This window comes from Pelosinus sp. UFO1 (assembly GCF_000725345.1).
GTDB lineage: Bacteria > Bacillota > Negativicutes > DSM-13327 > DSM-13327 > Pelosinus.
Window position 1 is genome coordinate 592136 of record NZ_CP008852.1, and the last position, 12865, is coordinate 605000.

Here is a 12865-nt window from a genome sequence, read left to right on the forward strand (position 1 = left end):
GTCTTACTAATCCAGAGTGCCAAAGGACACGAGAAAATTGTCATTAGGCTATTCAAAAATGAATCCCAGTGTCCTTTTCGCCCTGTGATCTATCTAAATTCTAGATTGGCCTATTTCTTGATGAGGTCCTCTATGGTGAGGAGCATAACCCATCTCTTTTAAGTCTTTTTTAAAGGTATCTTTATCAACTCCTAGGGTGCTGGCAACATCAGACCAAGTATTGTTGATTTTTTTTAGTGATAATACATCGTTAATGGGCTGATTGGTATTTTTAGATAACTCTTTTGCCATACCAATATCACGAGGGTGGTATCCTTGGTGAAGTAAATCAAGTGCGGTTGCTTTATCTATGTCAGTTTTCTTGTTTAAGTGATTGGCAGCGATGTCTTGTCGTGTTGCTTTCATTTGTTCTTTTGTAATACCCAAAGTTTTGCAAACATCTTTCCAAGTATTATCAGCTGTTTTTTTGCTAACGACATCTTCCATGGATCTGCCACTAGCTTTGGCTAAAAATGCTGCTTTTTTAATATCTTTTAGGCTCATGCCATTATTTTGATAGGTTAAAATAGTAGTTTGTTCAATTCCAAAGGTCTCAGAGATTCTTTTGGCAGCCTCTTCTGGACTCATTTTCATTTGTCCTTGTTTATGGTGATAAGCCGAAGATGATTCTTGTGGCTCTACCGCTTGGGCAATGAAGGGGCTAGCTGCACCAGCGATAATAAAGGTTCCCGCAATCATAGCGGCTAGTGTTTTTTTAGATAGCATTTTCATGGAGATTCCCCCTGTTTATAGTGTCAGCTAACTGTAGCTGCTAAGGTCAGTATACTTGAAGAATATGACAAAAGAGTGACAAGTGAATTATTTGACGATGGGAAGTGTAAAAGTAAATGTGGATCCTTTTCCTAATTGACTCTCAACGGTAATCGTGCCTTGCATCGCCTGCATTAGCTTTTTGGTAATAGCTAGACCTAACCCTGTGCCACCAGAAATTCGTGCTCTAGATTTATCCCCACGGTAGAAGCGATCCCAGATATAAGGTAAGTCTTCAGGTGAAATGCCAGAGCCTGAATCTATAATGGCAATGGATAAGGATTGTCTTATTATGGATAAGCTAATAGTGATTACTGCCTGTTCAGGTGAATGTCTTATAGCATTAGTAAGCAAGTTAGTAAATACTTGGCTTAATCGATCTGCATCGCCCCAAACACAGGGGACCTGTTCTGGTAGGTCAAGAGAAAGAGTAATTTGCTTTTGGGTCAGTAGGGGTTCGATTTTTTCAATTTCTACTTGTAACCATTTGCTTATGTCCAATTTTTCGGAGACAATCGATAATGCATCTGCTTCTAACTGGGATAAATCAAGCAAGTCACCAATTAACCGACCTAAACGTTTACTTTCATTTAATATAGTACTTATATAGCGATGTTGTTGTTCTGGTTTAGGGGCTAAACCATCTAAGATGGTCTCCGATAAAGCTTGAATTGAGGTAACTGGAGTTTTTAGCTCATGTGAAACGCTAGCTAGAAAATTACGCCTATTTTGTTCAATTTGCGCTAAAGAATCTGCCATGGTATTAAAAGTTTGTCCTAAGTTGCCAATCTCATTATTTCCTGTGGCAGTAGTACGGCTATCGAAATTACCTTTTGCAAAACTTTTGGCAGCTTGGCTAATGTCTGCTATGGGTTTTGTAAGGCTGCGGGCAACCAGGAATCCTACGATGATGGCTGTAAAGAGAGTGAATAACAAAGAGTAGAGTAATAAGTTTTCTAAAGAGGCAACGGTTTTATTGACTCCTATGATGGGGGCATCTAAAAATACAACAATCGGAGTTGAAGAATCGGGTATAGTGAGAGCAACCATAATGGAAGGATCTTTGTGTTTAGAGGTAGGGCGTATCCATGAATGGGGGCCATCACTAAATAAATCTGTATTTTCCTGTTTTGCTTCTTGAAAGCGTTTGCTAAAATTGCTTGGCGGTTTTCCGGCAATCAATGCCCCTTTTTGATTTACGAGCCAAATGGAGCCACCTGCCAAATCGCCAATTTTGTCTAGAACATCATCAGGAGGTATTTTACCAGCGACAATGTCAGGTGTTAACAATTCGATGACAGTAGCACCTTTAGTAAGCAGGTCTTGGCGTTTGGTATCAATAGCAGTGGACCTGACCAGATAGGACATAAATAGGGTTAAGGTGATTGTGCTTAATAAAACAAGTCCAATATGTGATAGAAGAATCTTGCTAAATATAGAACGAATCATTTCTTTAATACCTCGAATTTATAACCTGTACCCCAAACAGTATGAATGTAGGTGTAGTTAGCGTCATGTAATTTTTGACGTAATCTTTTAATGGTAGCATCTACCGTTCGGTCATCTCCATCAAAATCATAACCCCAAACATTTGTCAGCAGTTGTTCACGGGAAAAAGCTACATGGGGGTGACGTGCTAAAAAAAGTAGTAATTCAAATTCTTTGGGGGATAAAGAAGCGAGTTGTCCATTGCATTCCACTCCTTGGGCTGCTGCATTGATGGAGAGTTCTGCAAAGTTTAGTGTGGTGCCGTTTGGTTGTAGTAAGCCACTACGGCGCAGGACAGCCTTAATTCTAGCTACGAGTTCCCTTGGGCTAAAAGGTTTGGTAATATAATCATCCGCACCTAAGGAAAAACCTGTCATCTTATCGACCTCTGCACTTTTAGCTGTTAAGAAGATAACGGGAACTGGGCGCTTGATTGTTTGGCAAAGTTCCCAGCCTGATAATTTCGGTAGCATAACATCAAGAATCAGCAAATCAGGTTGCTCCTTTGTTTCAATAGTAAGAGCGATTTCACCATCTTCTGCTGTAAATACAGTAAAGCCCTCCTGTTCTAAGTAGAGTTTTACTACTTCAGAAATAGCAGGCTCATCATCTGCTACTAAAATTTTTATCGGCATTATAGTTCACCTCTATGATTATTTTCTCTATTATATCATTAAATTTGCTGTAGTATAGTTGATACCTAATTAAGTGATCTTGTGACAGGTTGACAAGAAGTTAACTAGAAGATTATTATTTAGTTAACAAATACAGTAGGAGGCGTATACCATGCGCAAGAGCATTTTAAATATGTTACGAAATAATGCAAATGATTACCTATCCGGTGAAGAAATTAGCAGACAGTTGTCAGTCTCTAGAACGGCAATTTGGAAACATATGCAAACTCTTAAACAGGCAGGTTATGAGATTGAAGCCCATCCTCGTCAAGGCTATCGTTTAAAAAGTGTACCAGATCGCCTATTGCCAGATGAGATTCGAGATCATTTGCAGACCACCATGTTAGGGCAACATGAAATATATTATTTTGATGATATTGATTCTACTAATAATGAAGCTAAAAAACAAGCAAACTTAGGATGCCACGAAGGTGCAATTGTATTATCTGAGGCGCAGAATAGGGGAAGAGGGAGGATTGCCCGCAGCTGGTTTTCTCCTTTTGGCAAAGGTATTTGGCTATCCTTAATATTAAAGCCACCCTTTCTTCCTTCTGACGCTCCTAAGTGTACCTTAATGGCTGCCGTTGCCGTAACAAAGGCGATTCGCGCTATAACTAAAGTGCAGTGTGGTATTAAATGGCCGAATGATATTTTATATAAAGGGAAAAAAATAGTAGGGATTTTGACAGAAATGAATGCGGAAATGGATGCGATCAATTATATCGTAATTGGTATGGGAATCAATGTAAATATTGATCAAGATGAGTTTCCAGAGGAACTTAGGGCAATTGCAACCTCTCTTTCTGAGGTCTCTGGGCAGCCCATAACGAGACTAACCTTATTGCAGGCAATTTTGGTGGAGTTAGAAACAGAGTATAATAAAGTAATACAATATGGTTTTTCTCAAATGTTAGATGAGTGGCGTCAACTTTCCGTTACGTTAGGGCAAACTGTCGACGCCTTAGGTGGGAGCAGACAGTTTAGCGGGGTGGCAATTGATATTGATCAGGACGGTACACTGCTGGTTCAAACGGAAGAAAAAATCGAAAGAATTATTGCTGGAGACATTTCGATTCGGCCAAAAGCGTAGATTTTACCTACCAATGAAATCTTATCGTTTACATAGGTTGACAGGATGCCTAACAGTTTATATACTGTCATGGTGGGTTTTTCCTTGGTTTTACAAAAAATTACAACAGGAGGCTGAATTTTATGCTGTTAGTGTTTGATATAGGAAATACAAATATAGTGCTTGGAGCATATGACGGTGAAGAATTATTACAGCATTGGCGGGTATCTACTGATAGGCAAAAAACAGGTGATGAGTATGGAATTTTAATAAACAACCTTTTTACTTATGGTGGTCTTAGTATTAAAGACATCTCTGCAGTGATTATTTCTTCTGTTGTACCACCCCTTGTTGTGCCTTTGGTAAAGATGTGCCAACGGTATTTTAATGTAGAACCATTAGTGGTAGGACCTGGGATTAAGACCGGTATTTTTATAAAATATGAAAATCCACGAGAAGTAGGAGCAGATCGTATTGTAAATGCGGTTGCTGCGCACCATAAGTATAATGGTCCCCTAATTATTGTCGATTTTGGTACAGCGACAACTTTTTGTGCTGTTTCAGGTAATGGCGATTATTTAGGAGGGGCTATCGCTCCTGGTATTGGTATTTCGACAGAAGCCTTATTCCAAAGGGCTGCCAAGTTACCAAGGATCGAATTGGTAAAACCAAAGAATGTCATATGCCGTAACACAGTTACCAGTATGCAGTCGGGAATTATTTTTGGCTTTGTGGGACAAGTAGATGGAATTGTTAATCGCATGAAAGAAGAAATGGGCCAAGATGTTTATGTCATTGCGACAGGTGGATTGGCAAATCTGATTGCGCAAGAAACGACTGTTATTAATGCAGTGGAGCACTTTCTAACATTGGAAGGCTTACGAATTATTTATGATTTAAATAAACAATAAGAGTTGGATTGGTACTTGATGCTGTAGAGATACTTGGTTTTCAACTAGGCCGCAATTACTAATTACCAATTTATAATATACTAGTAATCAAGTGAGAAATACGAACCACAGAGAAGTGCTTTTTTTGCAGCTCTGTGGTTTAAAAGGTTCTATGTTTATAGGAGCGATGATGATATGCAAATTGGTACTATTAAATTAGAAAATCCTGTGATTCTGGCCCCTATGGCTGGAGTTACTGATCTGCCTTTTCGGCTATTAGCCAAAGAAATGGGCTGTGGGTTGGTGTATTCTGAAATGGTCAGTGATAAGGGCTTGCTATATGAAAATAGTCAAACCTTGCATATGCTGAAAATTGATGAACGAGAACGACCGGTTGCAATGCAAATTTTTGGTTCAGATCCTGAAAGTATGGCAAAGGCTGCGGCCATTGTTGAAAAATCCGGTGCTGATATCATTGACATTAATATGGGGTGTCCCACACCTAAAATCATTAAGAATGGAAGTGGTTCGGCTTTAATGTGTCAACCTGATTTAGCATACCGTATTATGGCTAGTGTTGTGGCAGCTGTAAGTGTGCCTGTAACGGTAAAGATTCGTAAAGGCTGGAGTGAGGGATCAGTTAATGCGGTAGAGATGGGGCAGTTAGCGGAAAAAGCGGGTATAGCAGCTATTGCAGTTCATGGCCGTACGAGGGAACAATTTTATACAGGTGAAGCGGATTGGAGTATTATAAAGCAGGTTAAAGAAAGTGTTGGCATTCCTGTAATCGGTAATGGGGATATTCGTACACCTTATGATGCGGTAAAAATGATGACTGAAACTGGCTGTGATGCTATTATGATAGGTCGCGGTGCACAAGGCAATCCTTGGATTTTTAAGCAAGTTACCCATTATATGTCAACAGGGGAAATCCTACCGTTACCTTTAATGAGTGAACGCGTTGCTGTATTGCTTAGGCATTTAGATATGTTAATAGAGTATAAAGGTGAACATGTGGGAATTAGAGAAATGCGCAGTCATGGCGCATGGTATACAAAAGGATTGCCACATTCCGCAGAATTAAGATTAAAGCTGAATCAAGCAGAAAGCAAAGAAGATTTTATAGCTGTATTAGAACAATTTTAATAGTCTAAGGTAAGATAAAGTTTTTTTATTTGTTAAATTCGAAAAAAAATGCTAAAATATGTATGTGCACAAGATTGTGCACATATACTATGTTAGGTGATATAAATTTAAAGATGTAATACATACACTTTGTAAAATTCTATCAGTATTCAATATAGGAGAGGATGACGGATGCTGTTACGGATTGGTGAAAAGATCATCAACCGACAAAAGATCAATCAAATAATTGATGAAATGTTAGATCTGCGTAGTCGAGGTTTTTCTCAACAAGAAGTAGCTAATCGTGTTGGAATAGATCGAACCGTTATTTCTAAATTAGAAACCGTGGGAGAAGTTCGCAAAGGAGGACGGGTAGCCCTTGTTGGTTTTCCCATCGAAAATTGTGAGGAACTAAGGCATATGGCCGCGCAAGAAGGTATTGATTATTCTTTACTCATGTCAGAGCAAGAACGTTGGGATTTTGTACAAAATAAAACGGGAGTTGGCCTTTTTAATACGATAATGGAAATCATTGCTACATTACACAATTATGACATTGTTATTATATTAGGCTCAAATTTACGAATTAAGTTAATGGAAACACTTTTAGATAAAGAAATAATTGGCGTACAAATTGGAGAATCACCTATTGCAGAGAATAAATACGTGGATCCAGAGAGTATAAGGAGCATTGTACGGCAGTTGTTTGCGTAATAGGGGGCTTACACGTAGCATGAAGAGAGTTGTCAGTATTAGTTTAGGGTCATCGAAGCGTGATCACCAAGCAATAGCAGAGTTTGGTGGGCATACTTTTTCTGTTGAACGGATAGGAACAGACGGTGATAAGGCTAAGGCAATACAGTTGATCCGTGAACTGGATGGTAAAGTGGATGCTTTTGGCATGGGTGGGACAGACTTATATATATATGCAGGGAATAAACGTTATACTTTTAAAGAGTCAGCCGAAATCGCTGCTGCAGCTAGATATACGCCAATCGTTGATGGTAGTGGTGTGAAAAACACCCTTGAGCGGAGGGTAGTGCAGCATCTAGCGGAAAAAGAAGGTATATTATTTAAAAATCAGCAAGTATTAGTAGTTTGTGCGGTTGATCGGTTTGGTTTAGCAGAAGAACTGATAGCAGCAGGTAGTCAAGCTGTATTTGGTGATTTACTATTTGGTTTAGGTCTACCCATTCCAATTCGAAGCTTAGGTACCTTGGCAATACTGGCACGGGTTGTTGCGCCAGTTATAACGAGGCTGCCGATTAAGATGTTTTACCCCACTGGGGAAAATCAAATGAAGAATGTTCCGCGTTTTAGTCAATATTTTCAGCAAGCCGAAATTATTGCTGGGGATTTTCATTTTATACGCAGAAACATGCCAGAAAAACTGACTGGGAAGTTGATTATTGCAAATACGGTTACCAAGCAAGACGAAGAATTGCTTAAAGAGCGGGGTGTGAAAATACTGGTTACAACTACACCAGAAATTGGTGGACGTTCTTTAGGTACCAATGTGCTGGAAGCCATATTAGTAACATTGCTAGGCAAGAAGCCAGAGGAAATTACGCCTTATGATTATGGACGAATTTTAAAGGAATTGGATATTATGCCGCGTATTAAGCGGTTTTCTGATTGAAAGGGGAGCATTGATATGGAAAAGTTTGCTTTTATTGTACATCCGCTCGCCGCAAAAGACTTTAGTCGCAAGTTCGCATTTACTAAAAATTGGCCGGATGGTTTGGTTGAGGGGGTAATAAAATATATTCCCCCATTTAAGGCTTCGCATATAACAGGTATACAGTCCCCATCTACGCAAGGTGAGGGTTGGTTTATTGGTTGCCCATTAACATCACGGCAGATGATGGAGATGCCTGAAAAGTATGTAATTGAGAAAATTATTAAAGCAGGTAAGGTTGCAGAAAAATTAGGTGCAAAGATCGTGGGGTTGGGGGCATTTACTTCCATCGTAGGGGATGCAGGCATTACCATCGCCAAGAACTTAAATATTGCTGTAACCACAGGAAATAGTTATACGGTTGCTACTGCTCTTGAGGGAACAAGGCAGGCCGCTCAAATAATGGGTATTGATCTAGAACAGGCTAATGTATTGATATTAGGGGCTACTGGCTCTATTGGCGGGGCTTGTGCTCAAATCCTTGCACGGGAAGTAAGGTACCTAACATTAGCGGCACGTAATGAAGAAAAGTTGGAAAAACTTGCTGAACAAATTTTACGAAAAACAGGATTAGCTGTTAAAGTAACTGCGAATACTAAATCTGCCTTAAAGTCAGCGGATATTATTATTGCTGTGACTAGCGCAATTGATAGCATTATTGAACCTGAAGATTTAAAATCAGGTGCGATTGTTTGTGATGTAGCAAGACCACGAAATGTTTCTCGCCGTGTAGCGGAAATGCGTAATGATATATTGGTAATTGAAGGTGGCGTAGTTGAGGTTCCTGGGGATGTTGACTTTGGACTAAACTTTGGTTTTCCTGAAGGGACGGCTTATGCTTGTATGGCAGAAACAATGATACTTTCCTTAGAACAACGCTATGAGAATTTTACATTGGGGCGCGAACTAACAGTGAAACAGGTGGAAACAATTGAAAAACTAGGTAATAAACACGGATTTAAACTAGCGGGCTTTCGTAGTTTTGAAAGAGCTATCACAGCAAATGAGATTGCCGCGATTAAAGAAAATGTAATTATTAATAATCAAATGCAAAGGAGGGGAATTGGTTAGAAAACATTGACAAACAAGTGGTTTATACCTATAATTAATTGCATATTAAGTTGGGTTTCTAACCTGCTGTTAAAGTGTCAAGTTACTCACTTGACACTATTTATATTGTCTTATGGATCAGTATTTGAATAGGATTATTAATTTTGTTGTAGCAAAAGGGACTATTATAGAATAAACTAATATAAATCATTAGGAATCAAAATTAAAGGAGAGCAGAAACGCATGGCTGAAAAGCAATTTATTCTAACTGCTGAAGGATTAAAGAAGATAGAGCAGAAATTTGATCATCTGAAATCAGTACGCCGTCGGGAAGTAGCTGAAAGAATTAAACAAGCAATCGAATTTGGTGACATCAGCGAAAACTCCGAATATGAAGACGCGAAAAATGAACAAGCTTTTATCGAAGGCGAAATTATAACATTAGAGAAAATGCTTCGTAATAGTAAAGTCATTGATGAACAAGAGATAAAAACTGATGTAGTTTCTATTGGTGTTACCGTTGTTTTAAAAGACCTGGAGTTTGGAGATGAATTTGAATATACTCTTGTTGGTTCGGCTGAAGCTGACCCAGTGGAATTAAAGATTTCTAATGAATCACCTGTTGGTCAAGCAATTTTGGGTCAAAAAATAGGTAGTATTGTTGAGGTAAATGTGCCTGCTGGTATTTTAAAATATGAAGTAATTGATATTAAACGGAACTTATAATTGTTTCTTCTTTTGGAAATGCCAAGATGGACGAGTTAGGGGAGAAAACATAAAATGACAGAAGTAAAGAATCAGGAAATTCAAAAAACTGAAGATTTAAACGAACTTATGCGTGTGCGCCGTGAGAAAATGACGGCATTTGAGGAACAAGGAATTGAGCCTTTTGCTCGAAAATATGATGTTACAATTCATGCAAGCGATGTAATTGCCAATTTTGAGACGCTAGAAGAAAAGTCAGTGCGAGTTGCTGGGCGTATTATGGCAATACGTGGTCATGGTAAGGCTAGTTTTGTTCATGTAATGGACATGTCTGGTAAAGTTCAAGCTTACTTTCGTCAAGATGTGATTGGCGAAGTTGAATATGAAAAATTTAAACTTCTTGATATCGGAGATATTGTTGGTATTGAGGGGATTGTTTTTAGAACTCAACGTGGTGAAATTAGTTTAAAAACAAGCAGCTTTGAAATTTTAGCAAAATCTCTTAGACCACTTCCAGAAAAATGGCATGGTTTAAAAGATGTTGAAACACGCTATCGTCAACGCTACCTCGATTTGATTGTCAATCCAGAAGTAAGAAATACTTTTGTAACACGTAGTAAAATTATTAAATCCTTACGAAGCATATTGGATAAACGTGATTATTTAGAAGTAGAAACACCAATGATGCACCCAATTGCAGGTGGTGCTGCAGCCCGTCCTTTTGTTACACACCATAATGCATTAGATATGAATTTATTTATGAGAATAGCACCTGAATTGTATCTAAAACGCTTGATTGTTGGCGGGTTTGAGAGAGTGTATGAAGTCGGACGTGTTTTTAGAAATGAAGGCATTTCCGTTAGGCATAATCCAGAATTTACAATAGTAGAATTGTACCAGGCTTATTCTGATTACCAAGATCTGATGCGTTTAACAGAAGATGTTGTTTCAGGTATCGCCTTAGAGGTACTGGGAACGACGCAGATTACCTATCAAGGACAAGAAATTAATCTAGCGCCACCTTGGAATCGAATGACTATGCCTGAAGCAGTAAAAAAATATACAGATGTTGATTTTGATACCGTTACAACGATTGAAGAAGCAAGAAATATTGCAGATCGCTTAGGTGTTAAATATGAGAAGAAGAATGGCATTGGTGGCATTTTAAATAATATTTTTGAAGATAAGGTCGAGGAACATCTGATTCAGCCTACCTTTATTATTGGACATCCTACTGAGATTTCTCCATTGGCCAAGCGTAATAAAGAAAATCCTGATATTACAGATCGTTTTGAAGTTTTCGTCTTTGCACGTGAATTGGCGAATGGTTTCTCTGAATTAAACGATCCCATTGATCAAGAGGGACGTTTTAATTCCCAAGTAGAACAACGTGAGTCCGGTGATGATGAGGCACATATGATGGATCATGATTATGTGAATGCTTTGGAGTACGGCTTGCCGCCAACAGGTGGCTTGGGTATTGGTATTGATCGCTTAGTTATGTTGCTCACAGACAGTCCTTCTATTAGAGATGTTCTTCTTTTCCCCCATATGCGCCATAAGGAATAGTAATAGGTAATAAGGGTGAGCGACAGCTCACCCTTATTTTTACGGAATCAGAAAGTATAAAACTTTCTTGATTCCAAGTAAGAACGACTAAGGCTTCTGCCTGCGCTCGAGGACTTGGCACAAGCCAAGTCTTTTCTTATGTTAGCTAAGAAAAATGTCATTGACAATATCTTATTAGAATGGTAGAATGATATTCGCGTCACAAAAATGTGTCAATTAATAAAATATAAAAATAAATTAAGTGTTGACACGAAAAGTTAGTTATGATAACATATATAACTGTCGGTGGTCGCAAGAAAACGACGTGTTCCTTGAAAACTAAACAATGTAAGTAAGGTTAAAATAAACCAGATGTGCGGTACTCGTTTGAGTACAAAACAAAGTTAGTCCACTTCGGTGAGATTAACAAAAAGCTAGTTTTTTAAAGAGCCATCAAGGTTCTCTAATATAATTTATTGGAGAGTTTGATCCTGGCTCAGGACGAACGCTGGCGGCGTGCCTAACACATGCAAGTCGAACGGAGATTTCAGCAATGGAATCTTAGTGGCGAACGGGTGAGTAACGCGTAGACAACCTACCTTCTAGATGGGGACAACACTGCGAAAGTGGTGCTAATACCGAATGTTGTATGTGAAACGCCTGTTTCACATACTAAAGGTGGCCTCTATTTATAAGCTACCACTAGAAGATGGGTCTGCGTCTGATTAGCTAGTTGGTGAGGTAATGGCTCACCAAGGCGACGATCAGTAGCCGGTCTGAGAGGATGAACGGCCACACTGGGACTGAGACACGGCCCAGACTCCTACGGGAGGCAGCAGTGGGGAATCTTCCGCAATGGACGAAAGTCTGACGGAGCAACGCCGCGTGAGTGAAGAAGGTTTTCGGATCGTAAAACTCTGTTTTCAGGGACGAATGTGCGATATGTGAATAATGTGTTGTAATGACGGTACCTGACAAGAAAGCCACGGCTAACTACGTGCCAGCAGCCGCGGTAATACGTAGGTGGCAAGCGTTGTCCGGAATTATTGGGCGTAAAGCGCGCGCAGGTGGGATAATAAGTCTGATGTTAAAGTTCGGGGCTCAACCCCGTGAAGCATTTGGATACTGTTATTCTTGAGTGCAGGAGAGGAAAGTGGAATTCCTAGTGTAGCGGTGAAATGCGTAGATATTAGGAGGAACACCAGTGGCGAAGGCGACTTTCTGGACTGTGTCTGACACTGAGGCGCGAAAGCCAGGGTAGTGAACGGGATTAGATACCCCGGTAATCCTGGCCGTAAACGATGGGTACTAGGTGTTGGGGGTATCGACCCCTCCAGTGCCGGAGTTAACGCAATAAGTACCCCGCCTGGGGAGTACGGCCGCAAGGTTGAAACTCAAAGGAATTGACGGGGGCCCGCACAAGCGGTGGAGTATGTGGTTTAATTCGACGCAACGCGAAGAACCTTACCAAGGCTTGACATCGTCTGATGATCCTAGAGATAGGAAGTTCTCCTTCGGGAGACAGATAGACAGGTGGTGCATGGCTGTCGTCAGCTCGTGTCGTGAGATGTTGGGTTAAGTCCCGCAACGAGCGCAACCCTTATCCTATGTTGCCAGCACGTAATGGTGGGAACTCATGGGAGACTGCCGTGGATAACACGGAGGAAGGTGGGGATGACGTCAAGTCATCATGCCCCTTATGTCTTGGGCTACACACGTACTACAATGGGCTTTAATAGAGGGTAGCGAAGCCGCGAGGTGAAGCCAAACCCAAAAACAAGCTCTCAGTTCGGATTGCAGGCTGCAACTCGCCTGCATGAAGTCGGAA

The 12865-nt window shown here is 40.0% G+C and carries 11 protein-coding genes and 1 rRNA gene (1 of these 12 only partly in view); 9 read left to right on the forward strand and 3 right to left on the reverse strand.

Going from position 1 to position 12865, the window contains the following annotated elements; all coding sequences use genetic code 11:
- Positions 1 to 93: 93 nt before the first annotated feature.
- The 3 genes from UFO1_RS02495 to UFO1_RS02505 all read right to left on the reverse strand — a co-directional run bounded on the left by UFO1_RS02495 (position 94) and on the right by UFO1_RS02505 (position 2933).
- Complete coding sequence (locus tag UFO1_RS02495) at positions 94 to 771, reverse strand: hypothetical protein (protein ID WP_038667568.1); 678 nt, start codon at positions 769 to 771, stop codon at positions 94 to 96.
- An 87-nt stretch (positions 772 to 858) separates the two neighbouring features.
- Positions 859 to 2259, reverse strand: coding sequence for a HAMP domain-containing sensor histidine kinase (locus tag UFO1_RS02500; RefSeq protein ID WP_038667570.1), 1401 nt, complete (start codon positions 2257 to 2259; stop codon positions 859 to 861).
- Complete coding sequence (locus tag UFO1_RS02505; protein ID WP_038667573.1) at positions 2256 to 2933, reverse strand: response regulator; 678 nt, start codon at positions 2931 to 2933, stop codon at positions 2256 to 2258. Before UFO1_RS02505 ends, UFO1_RS02500 begins: the two co-directional genes overlap by 4 nt.
- 151 nt (positions 2934 to 3084) lie before the next feature.
- On the opposite strand from UFO1_RS02505, the gene UFO1_RS02510 reads away from it, so the two are divergent.
- The 9 genes from UFO1_RS02510 to UFO1_RS02550 form a co-directional block, all read left to right on the forward strand.
- Positions 3085 to 4062 (forward strand): biotin--[acetyl-CoA-carboxylase] ligase, encoded by a 978-nt coding sequence (locus UFO1_RS02510; RefSeq protein ID WP_038667576.1) that lies wholly within the window; start codon positions 3085 to 3087, stop codon positions 4060 to 4062.
- Positions 4063 to 4184: 122 nt separating this feature from the next.
- On the forward strand, positions 4185 to 4952 hold the full coding sequence (locus tag UFO1_RS02515) for a type III pantothenate kinase (protein ID WP_038667579.1): 768 nt from the start codon (positions 4185 to 4187) through the stop codon (positions 4950 to 4952).
- A gap of 174 nt (positions 4953 to 5126) precedes the next feature.
- Positions 5127 to 6077, forward strand: coding sequence for a tRNA dihydrouridine synthase DusB (dusB, locus tag UFO1_RS02520; protein ID WP_038667582.1), 951 nt, complete (start codon positions 5127 to 5129; stop codon positions 6075 to 6077).
- Positions 6078 to 6248: 171 nt separating this feature from the next.
- Positions 6249 to 6770: a hypothetical protein gene (locus UFO1_RS02525; RefSeq protein ID WP_038667584.1), complete on the forward strand. Its 522-nt coding sequence runs from the start codon at positions 6249 to 6251 to the stop codon at positions 6768 to 6770.
- A gap of 19 nt (positions 6771 to 6789) precedes the next feature.
- Positions 6790 to 7695: a hypothetical protein gene (locus UFO1_RS02530; protein ID WP_038667587.1), complete on the forward strand. Its 906-nt coding sequence runs from the start codon at positions 6790 to 6792 to the stop codon at positions 7693 to 7695.
- Between the two features lie 15 nt (positions 7696 to 7710).
- Positions 7711 to 8805, forward strand: a complete 1095-nt coding sequence (locus UFO1_RS02535; protein WP_038667590.1) for a saccharopine dehydrogenase NADP-binding domain-containing protein — start codon at positions 7711 to 7713, stop codon at positions 8803 to 8805.
- Positions 8806 to 9027: 222 nt separating this feature from the next.
- Entirely contained in the window at positions 9028 to 9510 is a 483-nt protein-coding gene (gene greA / locus UFO1_RS02540; protein WP_038667593.1) for a transcription elongation factor GreA, read from the forward strand.
- 54 nt (positions 9511 to 9564) lie between these two features.
- Positions 9565 to 11058, forward strand: a complete 1494-nt coding sequence (lysS, locus tag UFO1_RS02545) for a lysine--tRNA ligase (protein ID WP_038667596.1) — start codon at positions 9565 to 9567, stop codon at positions 11056 to 11058.
- Between the two features lie 452 nt (positions 11059 to 11510).
- Positions 11511 to 12865, forward strand: a 16S ribosomal RNA gene (locus UFO1_RS02550); it runs 204 nt beyond the window's last position.

Excerpts from the sequence above, each read along its gene's own strand:
- UFO1_RS02505 (WP_038667573.1), bottom strand. The coding sequence starts at position 2,933 with ATGCCGATAAAAATTTTAGTAGCAGATGATGAGCCTGCTATTTCTGAA.
- UFO1_RS02535 (WP_038667590.1), top strand. The coding sequence starts at position 7,711 with ATGGAAAAGTTTGCTTTTATTGTACATCCGCTCGCCGCAAAAGACTTT.
- UFO1_RS02500 (WP_038667570.1), bottom strand. The coding sequence starts at position 2,259 with ATGATTCGTTCTATATTTAGCAAGATTCTTCTATCACATATTGGACTT.
- greA (WP_038667593.1), top strand. The coding sequence starts at position 9,028 with ATGGCTGAAAAGCAATTTATTCTAACTGCTGAAGGATTAAAGAAGATA.
- UFO1_RS02525 (WP_038667584.1), top strand. The coding sequence starts at position 6,249 with ATGCTGTTACGGATTGGTGAAAAGATCATCAACCGACAAAAGATCAAT.
- lysS (WP_038667596.1), top strand. The coding sequence starts at position 9,565 with ATGACAGAAGTAAAGAATCAGGAAATTCAAAAAACTGAAGATTTAAAC.
- UFO1_RS02530 (WP_038667587.1), top strand. The coding sequence starts at position 6,790 with ATGAAGAGAGTTGTCAGTATTAGTTTAGGGTCATCGAAGCGTGATCAC.
- dusB (WP_038667582.1), top strand. The coding sequence starts at position 5,127 with ATGCAAATTGGTACTATTAAATTAGAAAATCCTGTGATTCTGGCCCCT.
- UFO1_RS02510 (WP_038667576.1), top strand. The coding sequence starts at position 3,085 with ATGCGCAAGAGCATTTTAAATATGTTACGAAATAATGCAAATGATTAC.
- UFO1_RS02515 (WP_038667579.1), top strand. The coding sequence starts at position 4,185 with ATGCTGTTAGTGTTTGATATAGGAAATACAAATATAGTGCTTGGAGCA.
- UFO1_RS02495 (WP_038667568.1), bottom strand. The coding sequence starts at position 771 with ATGAAAATGCTATCTAAAAAAACACTAGCCGCTATGATTGCGGGAACC.